Raw genomic sequence first — 16,348 nt, forward strand, 5'->3', positions numbered from 1 at the left:
TCGTGAACGGACTTGCTCATGACCCAGATTATTCCCAAGCCCTACTGGTACCTGCGCCATGGTGAGACCGACTGGAACCTCCAGGGGCTGGCGCAGGGAAGAACAGACATTCCACTGAATGAGACGGGAATCGCACAGGCCTTACGTGCAGGAGAAACATTGGCCACCCTATTCTGCAACGGAGAGCGTCCGTTTGATCGAATTGTCTCCTCACCTCTGAAGCGAGCCTTAACCACAGCTCAATACGCACAGGACACAATTCATGACCGGACCGGGATCAAAGTCCCATTGGAGATTAATGATGGTCTTGTAGAGGTGTGCTTCGGTCTTCATGAAGGTGCTTCCATGAACGAATGGTACACTTCTTGGATTGAAGAAGGACGCCCCCTGGAGAACGGAGAGAGTTTTTCAGATCTCTCCGCTCGCGCCGTCTCAGCGATCAATGTCGAACTTGAAAAAGACGGAACACCGCTCTTTGTAGCCCATGGCGCATTGTTTCGCGGAATACGCGCCGGAATGAACCTGCCCGTGAATGTTCGTCTACCGAATGCTATACCACTTCACATAATACCCAATTCCAGAGAGTGGTCGATAAAGATTATCAACAAATATTAAAGCGTATTTAATTAAAATTTATTAAGTTTCTGGTGAATACAAATATTTATTTCGTTTTATTAAAATTGTGATTAACCTGATATTTTATCCATTAATCAGAATGAAATCAAAAAATGGCGCTTATGATTTTTTAATTTAGAACAAATAGGATCAAAATATTATCAATATCCAGTAAAATACTTTAATTTCTATAGTCAAAAAGGTTCCGGGTGATCGTCCACTCCGCTCAGGCGAACAAGACGATCTGGAGGGATTGAAGAACTGTTAGTTGAAGTTTTTACGGCCTGATTTTTGGCTGTAAAGGGCAGGCATTAATGGTTCTGGCTGATGATTTTTGCTCTACGTTTTGAGCAGAGCGAGAGCTCCATGTTCTGGATGACTACCCATCGGCGTTGATCCGTTCAAGGAACCGGAAGCTGCGCCTGCTGCAGACGATAGTAGCCAGAGCCCGATCCTCATGGTTGCCCGGACTCTGGCTGTAGTTCGACAAACAGTCCCATCTGTAATTTCTGATCGGCAAAGACATGCTCGACATAGGGTCGGATAACGGATTTTCCGGCATTGGACCGCTAGATATGCTGCAGCATGGGTTTGAGACACGGCTTTTTCCTGTGAACCTCCGAGACAAAACCATACCTGTCTGGGAAGACTTTATTTAATTTTGAGCGGTAAGCTATGTCTGCCCGAACCGTTGAGGCGGTATTGGTTTTATCCATCAGACCCCCGCATAGCCTGGCGTCATCACTGACTGCGGCATTGGTCGCTTTCCATTTCCGGGCAATAGAAATATGCGATTTGTAGCCAAAGAACGGGATGGCAAGGTCCGTTGCGGGACATGTTCCATCATCCTGTTGCCTCGCTTTGGTGAACTTTAGCGTCCAGCGCGCATGCCTGTCCTTATGAGACAGCTTTGAGGGTTTGTCCTACCGGCCCCGTGGGAGCCGTCCTTCCCGGAGATCCGTATTCTCAACGTCCGGATCACGAGGATTTTGAACATCAACACCAGATCAAATGGAGGGCGACAGCTTTTGCTTCCATCCGCAGAGGCCGGAGCCTTGTCCAGGTCAGGGCGAAAGATGTTTAAAATCCATAGTCCCGGATAAAGGCTTCGAGGTGATCGCCAAGCCCACTCAGACGAGCTAGACGCTCTTCACACCAAAGAAACCCAGCTGCATATATCTTCCCAAAAAATAAGCATTATCATATGTTGGTGCTTAAAGTGTTTTCAAAAGGATTTTTAGAATGACAAATAAGCTTGGAATTGGAATTATAACCTACAATAGAAAGTCGATACTATCATTAACTATTGAAAATATCCGTAAATTTACAAATTCAGATTTTGAATTCGTTATCGCCGATGACGGATCTTCTGATGGCACTATCGAATATTTAAATAATTCTGGAATAAAATATATAACGGGAGTCAATAAGGGTATTTCTTGGAATAGAAATAGAGCTTTATGGTACCTAAAAAATGAGAAGAATTGTGAAAATATAATTATACTAGAGGACGACTGCTCACCAAATGAATTTGGGTGGGAAAAGCAGTGGATAGAAGCAATAGAAAACTTTGGTCATATAAATTACATGCCAGAGGGCTCTATAGAAAATGATAATGACATATCTTCAGGATCTGGCACACCAAACGATCCTTTCATCGCCCCTATGCATCAAGCGTTATGCGTTGGATACAGCTCAAGAGCTTTAGATTTTGTTGGATATTTAGATATACGATTTAAAAAATATGGTGAAGAACATGTCGAGCATACTCATCGTTTTTTGAGAGCGGGTTACGGCGGTCTTATTCAACACTTAAGACCAGAAAGAGGACAGTTATATTATTTAAGAGGCGGCTTATCGATAAGCCACTCGGAAAGCCATGGGAATAACGATTTAATTTCCTACAATAAGGATATACATGAACAAATAAAAAATGATCCCATATATAGATCTCCATGGAGAAATGATTCTCAAATGTTTGAGTTTAGAAATGAAATAGAAAAAACAAAAAATATCCCTTATCCAGAGTACGATTTTCAAAACAACCAATATGATAGATTTATCTCACTCGGAGGAAATGAAAATTTCGGAAGAACAATTAATTCCGTGTTCCATACAAATGAAAAAAGTATTTTCGATGAAATATTAGTCCCATTTCATTCTTTGGTTGATTTTTTTAACTGCGGATTTAATAAATTATTGTCGACTGAAAGTTTATATAAATACCACAATACATTGAGGTGTAAAGAAACATTGGTAATTTACAACAAAAGTCCAATGAACGAAGCACAATCACAAGAAATAATTGAAAACATCATCGAATCAAAAGAAAATTATAACAAAATGATATTGAATATGGATAATATTTGTGAAAGTGATCAAAAAATATTATTTATTCGTGAGTGGAATGATGGTCTCTTTTACGAAGGGATGCATAGACCGAAAAACACTATGGTAGCTAATTTTAAATTATTAGCAGATGCCATATCAAATAAATACCCAAACCTAGATTATAAGATACTCTTTTTGAATTTTGGTGATGCAATATTAAATGATCATAGAATGATTTTCTCCAACACTGATTGCGCAGATAACTGTGATGAAACAACAAAAATTTCATCTATATCGCACATCATGGAAAGCCTGAACATAAAAGTGATGTATCACGATTCTGCTAATTCAAACCTTGAGCAGCCCGCCTGTTGAACGGAAGAAATATCAGTGCAATGATTGCCTGTTTTTTATGCTCCTATCCCAGGCTTTGCTGTTATTTTTTGTTTTCGGAATTTAGGAATATTTACAATGAAATGGTATTTTTGCTGGTGTCAGGAAACAGAGTTTAGAACAGACCATAATTGGGAAGAACTCATTAAAATCTCCGTTGAGAGTGCATTAATAAATACAAACCTTGAGCCTCATTTTATTTACGATGGAAATCCATCTAATTTGACTGAATATTTAGAAAATAAAGGGGTAATTATACATTACCATAGAATATCTTTTGAAAAAGAAATCAATGAATTCACCACAGACTCACAGTCAAGATCTGTTGCAAGAGGTGCTTTTTTAAGATTTGATATACCCCTGATCGAAAAAGACGATAAATATGTCCTTTATACAGATGCTGATGTAATTTTTCTACCGGGCAAAGATATTTTCAAAGGGTATTATCCAGATTTTCTAGCTGCCGCTCCACAATTTGATCGTGGATCTATTAGAGACATGAATAGCGGAGTCATGATAATAAATGTTGATTCTTGGAAAGAAAAAAGAGATGAATTAATTAATTTTACTTTGAATAATCTTCATGTTGGACTCGACCAGGAAATATTAAGGGAATACCTAGGGAAGGATTATCTCCTGCTTCCAGACAGGTTTAACTGGAAGCCGTATTGGGGTCTCAACCCAGATGCTGCGATTATTCACTGGCATGGCCCCAAACCCGTGACAATAAATCATTGGCTCAATGATAAAGATTTAAATATTCCTCATTCATGGCGTATTCTTCTAGAACAAGGAGAATCAAGCTATAAAGAATATATAAAACAGCATGATTTTTTCTTAAATTTAATAGAACAAAAAAGAGATATATCACCAGTTGAAATAGAAATTAACAATCTAAATAACGGATTCCTTTCTGGAGAAATAAAAAATATTGAACATCCAGATTCACCTATTTGTATAAAATTAAAAACAAATAGCGGTGAAGAAATTTATTATGAGTTTGATGAAATAAAAAGGAAAATAGATAATTTAAGTATTTTTAATTTTAATATTCCTTTCGAGTTTTCTATAGGAACAACATTATTGTTGGCAGAAGACTTAGCCCTTCGCGAGGTTTTATTCAATTTTGGGGAAAAAAGATTTCGTTATATAAAGCTATCTTAAGCATGGCTAGGCTTGGGATAACGACGAGGCCTTCTGATCAGGATCGCGACACCACATGGTCGCGGTCCTTGAACTGAGCGCACGATCAATGACACGGTGTAACCCAGCCTGTCGATGGCGATAACGGTTGCTGCCATTATCCTTATTCCCTGCGGTATAACCGCCTAAACTATTGTCTCGGGACTTTAATCGAATTAAGATCTATTATTTTAAATAATTACAGCAAGAAGATATTATTTTCACAAACAAGACCAAAAAGATATATTAATACTGCGGATATAGAAAAAAATCTTTATGGTGATTTCTCATATTACTTATTTAAATTTGTGCTCAAAATCAGATCATAGCAGCTTTAATTCAGAGTTCTTTGAATAACCCACTTGTGAAGCCGTGACAGGCCAGTTACGCATTCAAAGTAATTCAAGATCTTTAACCGGAAAATCTGATGTCCCTTCTGCGCCCTCTGATCGCACTTAGCGTGTTCACAGCGCTTGTCTCCCCAGCTCTCGCGCAGTCCCAGCCCATGCCGCTGCCCATGCCGGCGCCCATTCCTGAGCCGCAGGACCGGGCTTTCCCCGGGGCCATGACGGTCTCGGTCGATGCGACGGATACGCTGCATCATGTGATGTCCATCCACGAGACGGTTCCTGTGCCGAAGGAAGCGCAGCAGAAGGGGGAGATGGTCCTTCTGTATCCGATGTGGATCCCGGGCGATCATTCACCCACTGGTGTGATCGAGCAGCTTGCCAGCCTGCATGTACAGAGCAACGGCCGCACGCTGGAGTGGAAGCGCGATACGGTTAACGTTGCAGCCTTCCATATCCCGGTCTCCACGAGCACGCCGACACTGGACCTTCACTTCCAGCTCCTGACACCGATTTCGCCGGGCCAGGGCCGCGTGGTCATGACGCCGTCCATCGTCAATGTGCAATGGGATCAGGTTTCGCTCTATCCGGCCGGATATTTCACCCGTGGGATCACGGTTCAGCCCTCCGTGCGTGTTCCGCATGGCTGGCAGATCGGCTCGGCCCTTCGCGCCGGGATCTATGGTGACGAGACGCATTTCAACGCCACGACCTTCAATACGCTCGTTGACTCCCCGATCTATGCCGGACGCTATTTCCGCAAGTTCGATCTGACCGGCCCGGATCACGTTCCCGTCTCGCTGGATGTCGTCGCTGACGAACCGGACTCGCTGGACGCCACACCGCAACAGATCGCAGCCCATCAGAACCTCGTCCGACAGGCCACGGCGCTGTTTGCCTCACATCACTACGACCATTACGATTTCCTCCTCGCCCTGACGGATGAGCTTGGCAGCATTGGCCTCGAGCATCACCAGTCCAGCGAGAATAGCGCCGCTCCGGGCTATTTCACGGAATGGGACAAAACCTTCCCCGAGCGTGACCTGCTGGCCCATGAATACACCCATTCCTGGAATGGCAAGTACCGGCGCCCGGCCGACCTGTGGGCACCCAACTTCAACACACCACAGCGTGGGTCCATGCTGTGGGTTTATGAAGGTCAGACGCAGTACTGGGGCAATGTTCTGGCTGCGCGCTCCGGGCTCGTGACGAAGGATCAGGGTTTCGAGGCACTGGCCTATATGGCGGCATCGTATGACAACCAGACGGGCCGTCAGTGGCGTCCACTGGAAGACACGACGAACGATCCGGTCATTGCCCGGCGTTCGCCCCTGTCATGGCGCGACTGGCAGCGTTCGGAAGACTATTACGTCGAAGGTCAGCTCGTCTGGCTGGATGCGGATGCGCTGATCCGCAAGCTCTCCAACGATCACAAGTCGCTGGATGATTTCGCGAAGGCCTTCTTCGGAACGAACAGCGGCAGCTTCGTCGTCAGCCCCTATCAGTTCGACGATGTAGTCGCCACACTCAACAGTGTGCAGCCTTATGACTGGGCCAAGTTCCTGCACGACCGCCTGGACACCATCCAGCTTCATGCGCCGCTCAACGGCCTGACCAATGGTGGGTACAAGCTGGTTTACACGTCCAAGCCGACCGCCTTCGTCAAGGCCAGTGAAGCCGCGCGCCACACCACCGACCTGTCCTTCTCGCTCGGCCTGACGGTCAATGCGGCCGGACGTGTGGGACGTGAGCACTGGATGAGCCCGGCCTTCAAGGCTGGTCTGGTTCCGGGCGTGACGATCGTGGCCGTCAATGACATGAGCTTCACGCCGCAGCGTCTGCTCCATGCCGTCACGGACGCGCAGAAGGACCCGAAGCAGGATATCCGCCTGATCGTGAAGTCCGGCGACCACGTCACCACCGTCTCCATTCCCTATCATGAGGGTCTGCGTTACCCGCATCTGGAACGGATTGAAGGCACGCCGGATCGTCTGAGCGCGATTTACGCAGCGCGTCAGTAAGACCGATTACTCCGGGGCGCTGCCCCGGAACCCCGCAAAGGGACTCGATCCCTTTGCTCCAAATTCCAATTAGATTCAGGACTCATTCTTTGAGAGAGAAGATGAATCTTGATGCGATGGGGATTGCAGACATGAATGTATGAGCGCAGCGGGTCGCCAGTCTTTCAGTTTTTGCGAACATGTTTTCGATCATCAGGCGCTTTTTATACAGGTTCCAGTTGTAAGGTGGCTTTGATTTCCGGTTCTTTTTCGGGGGGGTACAGGCAGTGATATTGCGTTCTGCAAGAGATAACCTGATCCGGTTGCTGTCGCAGCCTCTGTACCCGATGACTTCTTCTATCTCGTTGGAAAGATCTGCCAGCAGCACATCTACACCTTTGAAGTCACTGACCTGCTCTCAGGTGCAGGCGAACAGGCCGACCCTGACTATCACACACGGCATGGAATGTTGAGTTCAGACCGCCTTTTGTCCGTCCGATGATATGGCGGGGAAAGCTCCTTATTTGAGCAGGGAGGCCGACGTCCGGTGCGCCAGTGGAAAAAACGGCTCAATCCGCTCCATCTGCCTCTCAGACAGCAAAAACACGTCACTTACAGCCCATCTCCATCGCTAAGCCTGTGAGTTACAACGTTTTGCCCAGTGCAATAAATCAATAGATCCCAAGCTTAGAATCGCATTCATAACATTCCCCTCACCTCAGGCAGGCTGTTCGACGAACTTTATGGCTGCATATGTCATTTCGTTCTCGCTTTGCCAAAGTCTTGGCCTGTGTATGCCGTCTTTATGGGGCTCCTCGCGCGATGCCAAATAAGTTTCGACACCGGGTTCGTCGGCCTCGTTCTCTTCAAAGAATAAGAACAACTTACGGTAAGATAGAAAAAAAACGTACATTCCGTTATCGTTCCGAAGTTCGTTAGGTTTTTCTCAAGGTGATCGGCTGAGTGCGGGAGATCACCGGGAATATTCAGAACTCTCTGATGCCTGAGTTGCGCGACAGGCACGCGGGGAGACGAACGGGAAAAATATCAGCCGATGAAAAAAGTCTCCATCCCTCTGAGTGCCCTTCTGCTCACCTGTGCGGCGAGCCCGCTGGTCTGTATGGAAGCATATGCGGCTGATCAGGCACCCCGCACCACCACTCCCAAAGCCCACAGGCCCGTGGCTGTCCGTCCCGTTGCAAAACAGAAGGCGGCGGTCCTTCCCAAAGAGGATGAGACGGTCATCGTCACCGGAACGCGTGACCCGCACCAGACAGTCCGTAAAAGCGCCAGCCCGATTCAGGTCGTGACCTCCGCCGAAATCTCCCGCACAGGCCAGTCCGACCTGCGCGACGCCCTGACACAGCTCACTCCCTCCCTGACTCGCGCGCCGCTCCTGATCGGCAATGCCAACATGGTGGATGTCCTGCGTCTGCGCGGCCTGTCTCCCAACCACACCCTGATCCTCGTCGATGGAAAGCGCCGTCACGCGACCTCCGTGCTGTCCAACAATTCCGGGCCGCAGCAGGGATCGAATGGTGTTGATATCGACATGATCCCGATCTCCGCGATCGATCATGTGGAAATTCTTCAGGACGGTGCTGCTGCCCTCTACGGCTCCGATGCCGTCGCAGGCGTCATCAACATCATCCTCAAGCACCGCAAATCCGGCATCACGATCCAGTCCACCAATGGCGGGCGCTATGCCGGGGACGGTTTTCAGTCCGGCGAGTCCATCAATGCAGGCTTCGACCTGATGGGACGCGGCTTTTTCGATCTGAGCGCGGAATACAAATACCAGGATCACACCATTCGCAATTCGGCCGACAGCCGGAACGGCAAGTATGACTTCAAGGACGAGGGCGACCCGCGCCAGCAGCGCGGCACCATTTCCTACAACATGCAGTATGACTTCCTGCCCGACCTGTCGCTGTATTCGTTCTCCACATACGGCCATCGCTACGGCGAGAGCTATCAGGATGCGCGTGTCGCGTCCTCGGACTGGCCCATGTACCCCAACGGCTTCAGCCCGAAGGAAAGTGTTTCGGAAGATGATTACAGCGTCACCCTCGGCCTGAAAGGCGAGAAATTTGGCTGGAACTGGGATCTCAGCACGACCTATGGCAGCGACCATACGTCGATAGATCTCTTCAATAGCGTCAATCCGTCGCTCTATGCCGCAACAGGCTCTTCTCCGACGCGCTTCCACGAAATGGCGTTCACCAACACCCAGTGGACGAACGATTTCGGTATCCATCGCAGTTTTCAGACGCCGATTTTCGCAGGCCCGATCAACCTCGCGATGGGCGCGCAGTACCGTTATGATGAATTCGACATCATGTCCGGTGATGCCAACTCGTATTACGGCACTGGCCCACAGGGCTTGCACGGCCTGAGCCCGCAGAACGCCAGTGAAAGCAACCGTGACGTCACGGCGGGCTATGTGGAACTCTCCCTGCGCCCGTTGAAGAACTGGCAGGTCGATTTCGCCGGACGTTACGAATATTACACGGACGCCGGAGACACCAAGACCGGCAAGGTCTCCACGCGCTACGATTTCAACAAGTATTTCGCTCTGCGCGGCACGATCTCAAACGGCTTCAGCGCACCGTCCCTGCTTCAGGAACACTGGTCCAACCTGTCCGTCGCGCCGACCTATGCCACGGGCTACCTGCCGGTCAATTCTGCGGGCGCACGCCTGATCGGGGCCAAGCCGCTCCATCCGGAACACACCATGAGCTACAGCGCGGGCTTCACGCTGGATCCGCTGCCGCGCCTGCATATCAGTGTCGATGCGTATCAGATCGCCATCAAAAACAGGATCCTGGCTGCAGGCGTCTATAACGGTGCGAATGCCATTGAAGCCCTGCGCCTCGACGGCTTCACCGTGCCCTCCACACTGGCCTCCAACGCCGTCACGGCATCCTATTACGCCAATGCCGCCGACACACGGACACGCGGCCTGGACGTGACCGCCCGCTATGAAACCCGCTTCCGCGACTGGGGCAAGATCGACTGGGACGTGGCCCTGAACCTCAACGAAACCGACCTGACCCATACCGGCAAGGATGGGAATGGCAACAGCCTGCTCAACGCCCAGCAGGCCGCCTACATCACAAGCTATACCCCAAAAAACAAGCTGATCTTCGGAGGCACCTGGCAGTATAGAAAACTCGGCGTCTCGATCCACGAAGTCCGCTACGGTCACGCAACATCGTCCCTGACGTATTACGAAGGCCCGCTGGCCTATTCCAATACCGACTTCATGCGCTACGTGAACAAGGCGCGCTTCGAAACCAATCTCGCGGTCTCGTATCAGGTCCTGCCGAAATTCGGCCTGACGCTTGGCGGCAATAATATCGGCAACGCAAAACAGCGCCGTATCCCGAAAGAATTCCGCTACCTCGGCGCCTTCCAGTACGATTACCAGATTGAACAGCTCGGCTATAACGGTGGATACTACTACCTGCAGGCCAATCTGAATTTCTAGGAGACGCGTTTCGTGAGGATGCCAGATACGGGAGAAAACTCCTGACAGAGCGTGGTCTCCCTCATTGGTCCCGGATTTTACACCTGATGGGGCCTCTTGTGGCAGCCAATGCTCTGGCATGGCTTCTGGCGTTTATCCTTTTCCACGCAAACACGCTCCTGCTGGGCGCCGCAGCCCTGGCTTACGGGCTGGGCCTGCGCCACGCGCTGGACGCGGACCATATCGCCGTCATCGACAACGTCACGCGTGCGGCCCTGCGCGAAAACCGCGAGGCACGCGCGGCCGGACTGTTCTTCTCCCTCGGCCACTCCACGATCGTCTGTCTGGCAACGCTCGTGATCGTCCTCGCTGGACAGCACTACCGCACGCAGATCGACGCTTTTGCGACGCAGGGCGGCCTGTTCGGAACATGGATCTCCGTCCTGTTCCTGATCGTCATCGCCACTCTCAACGCCACGACCCTGCATGATCTGTGGCGCAGACGGCGCGGCGCAAAAACCACCCACCCCGAAATGCCACCCCGAGGCCTCTCCCGACTGCTCGCCCCCGTCCTGCATCAGGTCTCCGTCAGCTGGCACCTCTATCCGGTCGGCTTTCTCTTCGGCCTGGGTTTCGATACCGCCTCGGAAATCAGCCTTTTGGGCATCTCCATCGTCCAGACCCAGCACGGCCTGCCGATCTGGCAGATCATGATGTTCCCGCTGCTCTTCACTGCCGGAATGGCCCTGCTGGACACGGCCGACAGCGTCCTGATGCACGGCCTGTACCGACAGGCAGGGCGAAGGATGAACTGGAATCTGGGCCTGACCGCTATTTCCGTTCTGCTGGCGCTCGCGATTGCCGCAATCGAACTGGTGAACCTTCTTGCGGAGCATCTGCCGGGGCTGGAAACGCTCACCTCTCTCGCCAGCCTGCTGTCCGATCATTTTGAACTGATCGGCGCTGTTGTCTTCTGCGCCTCCGTCCTCGGGTGGCTCGTGCTTCGCTCCGGCCGCGAAGAGCTTGCATCATGACCACGACAGCCCTTCAGCGCGCCCGGGGCTGGTTCGGCCTGACAGCAAAACTCCGCGACGGGCAGAGCGTCCGCGACGAACTGGAGCAGGGCGGATGTTGCCGCCTCCTGTTCCCGCGCGTGAACGGCGCGTCTCTGGAAGCCGTCACCGTCAATATTTCCGGCGGCATCGCGGGCGGAGACCGGATTGAAGGCCGCATCGCCTGCGCGCCGGACACGGAACTGCTGGTCACATCGCAGGCCGCAGAACGCATCTACCGCGCCCGCGCCAGCGATACCCCGCCCGAAATCCTCACCTCCTGCCACATCGCGGCCCGCGCCAGACTGGACTGGCTGCCCCACGGAACGATCTTTTTCGATGGCAGCCAGCTCCGCCGACACATGACCGTGGACATGGACGCCTCGTCCAGCTTCCTTTTCCTTGAAAGCCGGATGTTCGGCCGCACCGGATCCGGCGAAATCCTGCAAACACTGGCCCTGCGGGACCGGCTGACAGTCCGGCGGGACGACCGCCTCATTCTGGAAGACCTCGTGCGGCTGGAAAGCCGCGATGTCTCCGCCCTGATGGTCCGCAAAGCCATGAGCGCGGACCAGCTCGCTGTCGCCACGCTGGTTCTGGTCTCACCGCTCGCGGAAACGTATCTCGACGACGTGCGTGACGTGCTGGACGCCATCGCGCCGCATGAGTTTGCAGCATCGGCTTGGAATGGCATGCTGGTCATCCGCGGGGTGGCGTCGGGCGGCTGGCCGCTGGAAAAGACGATCAGACAGATCCTGCCGGTCCTGCGGGACGGGCGCCCCATGCCGGCCACATGGCGGTCATGACACAGAGTTCGGAACGGAGCAGGACATGAAACTTACCCCCCGGGAAAAGGACAAGCTGCTGGTGGCGATGGCGGCAAACGTCGCGCGCCGCCGGCTGGAACGTGGTGTCGTGCTCAATTATCCGGAAGCCGTGGCCCTCATCACCGATCACGTCGTCGAAGGCGCGCGGGACGGCAAAAGCGTGTCCGAACTCATGGCCAGTGGCGGCCGCGTTCTGACGCGCGACCAGGTTATGCAGGGCGTGGCCGAAATGATTCATGACGTGCAGGTGGAAGCGACCTTCCCCGATGGCACAAAGCTGGTGACCGTTCATGACCCGATACGCTGAATCCCTTGCCGCCGGTGCCATTCCCGGCGAAATCCTGCCCGCCGAAGGCGAGATCGTGCTCAACGAAGGCCAGCCGCGCCAGACGCTTCTGGTGACCAATACCGGCGACCGTCCGGTGCAGGTCGGCAGCCATTATCATTTTGCCGAGGTCAATCCGGCCCTGAAATTCGACCGCGCGCAGGCCACAGGCTGGCGTCTGGACGTTGCGTCGGGCGGGGCCATCCGGTTTGAACCGGGACAGGACCGTGAAGTCACGCTCGTCCCCCTGCGCGGCCTGCGGCGCGTCGTGGGCTTCCGGGGCGATGTGATGGGGAGTGTGGATCAGTGATGCGTCTTTCCAGACATGACTATGCCGGACAGTTCGGCCCCACGGTCGGCGACCGCCTGCGCCTCGCCGATACAGCCCTTCTGGTCGAGATCGAGCGCGACTACACGACCTATGGCGAGGAAGTCCGCTTCGGCGGCGGCAAGACCATCCGCGACGGCATGGGCCAGTCGCAGGTCACGCGGGCCGAGGGTGCGGCGGATACGGTCATCACGAACGCCGTCATCATCGATCACTGGGGGATCGTGAAGGCCGATGTCGCACTCCGTGACGGCCGGATCGCGGCCATCGGCAAGGCAGGCAATCCCGACATCCAGCCGGGTGTGGATATTATCATTGGTCCGGGCACGGAAATTATCGCGGGCGAGGGCAAGATCCTCACCGCTGGCGGGATCGACAGCCACATCCATTTCATCTGCCCGCAGCAGATCGAGGAAGCACTGGCATCGGGCATCACGACCATGCTCGGCGGCGGCACCGGCCCCGCCACCGGCACGGCCGCAACGACCTGCACACCCGGCCCATGGCATCTGGCGCGGATGCTTCAGGCGGCGGAAGCCTTCCCGGTCAATCTGGCGTTCGCGGGCAAGGGCAATGCCTCCCGCCCGGAGGGGCTGGAGGAAATGGTGCGCGCCGGGGCCTGCTGCCTGAAACTGCATGAGGACTGGGGCTCAACCCCCGCCGCGATCGACTGCTGCCTGAGCGTTGCGGACCGCATGGACGTGCAGGTCATGATCCATACCGATACGCTGAACGAAAGCGGCTTCGTCGAAGACACGATCGCCGCCTTTCAGGGCCGCACGATCCATGCGTTCCATACGGAAGGGGCGGGCGGAGGCCATGCGCCGGACATCATCCGCGTGGCAGGCCTGCCCAACGTCCTGCCGTCCTCGACCAATCCCACGCGCCCGTTCACCGTCAACACGCTGGACGAACATCTGGACATGTTGATGGTCTGCCATCACCTGGACCAGCGGGTGCCGGAAGACATCGCCTTCGCCGAAAGCCGCATCCGCCGCGAGACGATCGCCGCCGAGGACATTTTCCATGACATGGGCGTGCTCTCGATGATGTCGTCGGACAGTCAGGCCATGGGCCGTGTCGGCGAAGTCCCGCTGCGCACATGGCAGACGGCCCATAAAATGAAAATCCAGCGCGGCTCTCTGGCCGGGGATGGTGCGGCGGATAATGCCCGCGTGAAGCGCTATATCGCCAAATACACCATCAACCCCGCCATTTCGCATGGCCTGTCCCATGAAGTCGGATCAATCGAAGTCGGCAAGCTGGCGGATCTCGTCCTGTGGGAACCCGCTTTCTTCGGCGTCAAACCCGATCTGGTCATCAAGGGCGGCGCCATCGTCTATGCGATGATGGGTGATCCCAACGCCTCGATCCCCACACCGCAGCCCGTGCATGGCCGCATGATGTTCGGCGGCTATGGCGGCGCGCTGACCCATACCAGCCTGACCTTCGTGTCACAGGCCGCGCTGGAAGACGATATCGGCAAAAAGCTGGGTCTGCGCCGGCCGCTCTCGGCTGTCTCGAACGTGCGCGGCGGGATTGGCAAGCGCAGCATGATCCATAACGACGCCATGCCCCATATCGAAGTCGATCCCGAAACCTATGAAGTGCGGGCCGATGGCGTGCTCCTGACCTGCGAGCCTGCCGAAGTCCTGCCCATGGCCCAGAGGTATTTCCTGTTCTGATGACCCAAATCCTGGATATCCTTCCCGCCGGAAGCTGGCCCGAAACCGAGGCCAGCGGCACCTTCGCCGCCGATTATGAAGGGCGGCACCGTCGCCGGATGATGCTGACCCTGCAAAACGGCGAGAAAATCCGGCTGGAGCTGGAGCATGCCCGCCTGCTTCAGGCCGGAGAGGGGCTGCGTCTGGAGGATGGCCGCATCATCCGCGTGGAAGCCCTGCCCGAAGAGCTGATGGAGGTCACGGCCCACAGCCCCCTGCAACTGCTTCAGCTCGCATGGCATCTGGGCAACCGCCACCTGCCCGCCGCGATTGCCGAACATCGCATCCTCGTGCGCTACGATCACGTCATCGCCGACATGATCCACGGTCTGGGTGGCCATGTGACGCGGGTGGAAGCCCCGTTCGACCCGGAAAGCGGGGCCTACACCTCCCGCGCGGGCGGCCACGAACCGCACCACCACGGGGACGGGCATCATCACCACACGCATGACTGAAACCCCGCTCCCGCAGACAGGCGCCGCCTTCCTGCGCCTCCTGTCATGGGTGTCGCCAGCCTTTCCAACGGGCGGATACGCCTATAGCCACGGTCTGGAATGGGCGGTGGAAAGCGGAGACGTCACGGATGTCGCCACACTTTGCGACTGGATCGGCTGCCTGCTGGAGCACGGCGCGCCGGGCAGCGACCTGATCATCCTTCAGGACGCCTGGAGCGCCGCGCACGACATGCCCCGCCTGCGCGCTCTGGCGGAATTTGCCTGCGCCTGCGCCTCCTCGCGGGAGCGGTATGACGAAACAGTCTATCAGGGCGAAGCCTTCCTCAAGGCCGCATCCGTCTGGCCGGTCACGCCCGATCCGTCCGAACTGCGCGGCACGCGCTGGCCGCTTCCGGTTGCGCAGGGGCTGGTCTTCCGGCGCGGCGGCATCACGCGGGAGCAGGCGCTGCTGTCGGGTGGATACGCCACCATTGCCGCCCTCGTTTCCGCGGCGGTGCGTCTGGTCCCGCTCGGGCAGACGGACGGCCTGCACGCTCTGGCCCGGCTGGAACCGTGTCTCTCACGCGCCGTGAGTATTACGGAACACCGGACCCTGGACGATGTCGGGGGTGCGTGCTTCCGCTCCGACCTCGCGGCCATGCATCACGAAACCCAGACAACGAGGTTGTTCAGAACATGACAAAAGCAAAACACGGCCCGCTGCGGGTCGGCATCGGCGGACCGGTGGGGACAGGCAAGACAGCCCTGATGGACGCCCTGTGCCGGACTTTCCGTGACGATTACAACATCGCCGCCATCACGAACGACATCTACACGCGCGAAGACGCCGAGTTCCTGACCCGCGCGGGCTCCCTCCCGCCGGAACGGATCAAGGGGATCGAAACAGGCGGCTGTCCCCATACGGCCATCCGCGAAGACGCCAGCATCAATCTGGCGGGCATCGCCGAACTGACGGAGCGCTTCGAGGGGCTGGATCTGGTGCTGGTGGAAAGCGGCGGCGACAATCTGGCCGCGACCTTCAGCCCCGAACTGGCGGATCTGACGATCTATGTGATCGACGTCTCGGCCGGCGACAAGATCCCCCGCAAGGGCGGCCCCGGCATTACCCGGAGCGACCTTCTGGTCATCAACAAGATCGATCTCGCACCCTATGTCGGTGCCGATCTGGGCGTGATGGACCGCGACAGCAAAAAGATGCGCGGCACGCGGCCCTTCGTTTTCGCCAATATCCGTGCGGGCGAAGGTGTGCCTGAAATCGCCCGCTTCATCGTCGAACAGGGCGGCCTCTGAAGGCTGCTAC

General features: G+C 54.5%; 14 protein-coding genes and 1 pseudogene. 13 read left to right on the plus strand and 2 right to left on the minus strand.

Features of this window, described 5'->3' with window-relative positions:
- The first annotated feature begins 18 nt into the window (after positions 1–18).
- Positions 19–615, plus strand: a complete 597-nt coding sequence (locus A0U94_RS12485) for a histidine phosphatase family protein (RefSeq protein WP_077803544.1) — start codon at positions 19–21, stop codon at positions 613–615.
- A 379-nt stretch (positions 616–994) separates the two neighbouring features.
- Here the strand turns inward: A0U94_RS12485 and A0U94_RS12490 are convergent.
- A pseudogene (locus A0U94_RS12490) lies at positions 995–1,794 on the minus strand (IS5/IS1182 family transposase).
- A gap of 63 nt (positions 1,795–1,857) precedes the next feature.
- Here A0U94_RS12490 and A0U94_RS12495 point away from each other — a divergent pair.
- The 3 genes from A0U94_RS12495 (at position 1,858) to A0U94_RS12500 (ending at position 6,889) form a co-directional block, all read left to right on the plus strand.
- Positions 1,858–3,321, plus strand: a complete 1,464-nt coding sequence (locus A0U94_RS12495) for a glycosyltransferase family 2 protein (RefSeq protein ID WP_077803545.1) — start codon at positions 1,858–1,860, stop codon at positions 3,319–3,321.
- Between the two features lie 96 nt (positions 3,322–3,417).
- Entirely contained in the window at positions 3,418–4,503 is a 1,086-nt protein-coding gene (locus tag A0U94_RS15755) for a glycosyltransferase family protein (protein WP_149026770.1), read from the plus strand.
- A 445-nt stretch (positions 4,504–4,948) separates the two neighbouring features.
- On the plus strand, positions 4,949–6,889 hold the full coding sequence (locus A0U94_RS12500) for a M61 family metallopeptidase (RefSeq protein WP_077803546.1): 1,941 nt from the start codon (positions 4,949–4,951) through the stop codon (positions 6,887–6,889).
- Between the two features lie 82 nt (positions 6,890–6,971).
- On the opposite strand, the gene A0U94_RS16020 is transcribed toward A0U94_RS12500, so the two are convergent.
- Positions 6,972–7,256 carry a hypothetical protein gene (locus A0U94_RS16020; protein WP_208611645.1) on the minus strand — a complete coding sequence of 95 codons (285 nt, stop codon included), beginning with the start codon at positions 7,254–7,256 and terminating at the stop codon, positions 6,972–6,974.
- A 666-nt stretch (positions 7,257–7,922) separates the two neighbouring features.
- Here A0U94_RS16020 and A0U94_RS12515 point away from each other — a divergent pair.
- From A0U94_RS12515 to ureG, 9 genes are all read left to right on the plus strand, one after another.
- Positions 7,923–10,358, plus strand: a complete 2,436-nt coding sequence (locus A0U94_RS12515) for a TonB-dependent receptor plug domain-containing protein (protein WP_077803548.1) — start codon at positions 7,923–7,925, stop codon at positions 10,356–10,358.
- A gap of 86 nt (positions 10,359–10,444) precedes the next feature.
- On the plus strand, positions 10,445–11,371 hold the full coding sequence (locus A0U94_RS12520) for a HoxN/HupN/NixA family nickel/cobalt transporter (RefSeq protein WP_077803549.1): 927 nt from the start codon (positions 10,445–10,447) through the stop codon (positions 11,369–11,371).
- Entirely contained in the window at positions 11,368–12,195 is an 828-nt protein-coding gene (locus A0U94_RS12525) for an urease accessory protein UreD (protein WP_077803550.1), read from the plus strand. Before A0U94_RS12520 ends, A0U94_RS12525 begins: the two co-directional genes overlap by 4 nt.
- Positions 12,196–12,220: 25 nt before the next feature.
- The gene (locus tag A0U94_RS12530; RefSeq protein WP_077803551.1) at positions 12,221–12,523 is read left to right on the plus strand and encodes an urease subunit gamma; all 303 of its coding nucleotides are present in this window, start codon (positions 12,221–12,223) and stop codon (positions 12,521–12,523) included.
- Entirely contained in the window at positions 12,507–12,851 is a 345-nt protein-coding gene (locus A0U94_RS12535) for an urease subunit beta (protein WP_208611646.1), read from the plus strand. Before A0U94_RS12530 ends, A0U94_RS12535 begins: the two co-directional genes overlap by 17 nt.
- Positions 12,848–14,554: an urease subunit alpha gene (gene ureC / locus A0U94_RS12540; RefSeq protein ID WP_077803552.1), complete on the plus strand. Its 1,707-nt coding sequence runs from the start codon at positions 12,848–12,850 to the stop codon at positions 14,552–14,554. The genes A0U94_RS12535 and ureC overlap by 4 nt, the downstream gene beginning before the upstream one ends.
- On the plus strand, positions 14,554–15,048 hold the full coding sequence (locus A0U94_RS12545) for an urease accessory protein UreE (protein WP_077803553.1): 495 nt from the start codon (positions 14,554–14,556) through the stop codon (positions 15,046–15,048). The genes ureC and A0U94_RS12545 overlap by 1 nt, the downstream gene beginning before the upstream one ends.
- A complete protein-coding gene (locus A0U94_RS12550) occupies positions 15,041–15,727 on the plus strand; it encodes an urease accessory protein UreF (protein WP_077803554.1) in 687 nt (228 codons plus the stop codon). The genes A0U94_RS12545 and A0U94_RS12550 overlap by 8 nt, the downstream gene beginning before the upstream one ends.
- Positions 15,724–16,338 carry an urease accessory protein UreG gene (gene ureG, locus A0U94_RS12555; protein ID WP_077803555.1) on the plus strand — a complete coding sequence of 205 codons (615 nt, stop codon included), beginning with the start codon at positions 15,724–15,726 and terminating at the stop codon, positions 16,336–16,338. The genes A0U94_RS12550 and ureG overlap by 4 nt, the downstream gene beginning before the upstream one ends.
- Positions 16,339–16,348 lie beyond the last annotated feature (10 nt).

It is taken from the genome of Gluconobacter albidus (genome assembly GCF_002005485.1).
Classification (GTDB): domain Bacteria; phylum Pseudomonadota; class Alphaproteobacteria; order Acetobacterales; family Acetobacteraceae; genus Gluconobacter; species Gluconobacter albidus.

Coding starts and splice junctions, on each gene's coding strand:
- A0U94_RS12485 (WP_077803544.1), top strand. CDS start 19: ATGACCCAGATTATTCCCAAGCCCTACTGGTACCTGCGCCATGGTGAG.
- A0U94_RS12495 (WP_077803545.1), top strand. CDS start 1,858: ATGACAAATAAGCTTGGAATTGGAATTATAACCTACAATAGAAAGTCG.
- A0U94_RS15755 (WP_149026770.1), top strand. CDS start 3,418: ATGAAATGGTATTTTTGCTGGTGTCAGGAAACAGAGTTTAGAACAGAC.
- A0U94_RS12500 (WP_077803546.1), top strand. CDS start 4,949: ATGTCCCTTCTGCGCCCTCTGATCGCACTTAGCGTGTTCACAGCGCTT.
- A0U94_RS12515 (WP_077803548.1), top strand. CDS start 7,923: ATGAAAAAAGTCTCCATCCCTCTGAGTGCCCTTCTGCTCACCTGTGCG.
- A0U94_RS12520 (WP_077803549.1), top strand. CDS start 10,445: ATGGGGCCTCTTGTGGCAGCCAATGCTCTGGCATGGCTTCTGGCGTTT.
- A0U94_RS12525 (WP_077803550.1), top strand. CDS start 11,368: ATGACCACGACAGCCCTTCAGCGCGCCCGGGGCTGGTTCGGCCTGACA.
- A0U94_RS12530 (WP_077803551.1), top strand. CDS start 12,221: ATGAAACTTACCCCCCGGGAAAAGGACAAGCTGCTGGTGGCGATGGCG.
- A0U94_RS12535 (WP_208611646.1), top strand. CDS start 12,507: ATGACCCGATACGCTGAATCCCTTGCCGCCGGTGCCATTCCCGGCGAA.
- A0U94_RS12545 (WP_077803553.1), top strand. CDS start 14,554: ATGACCCAAATCCTGGATATCCTTCCCGCCGGAAGCTGGCCCGAAACC.
- A0U94_RS12550 (WP_077803554.1), top strand. CDS start 15,041: ATGACTGAAACCCCGCTCCCGCAGACAGGCGCCGCCTTCCTGCGCCTC.
- ureG (WP_077803555.1), top strand. CDS start 15,724: ATGACAAAAGCAAAACACGGCCCGCTGCGGGTCGGCATCGGCGGACCG.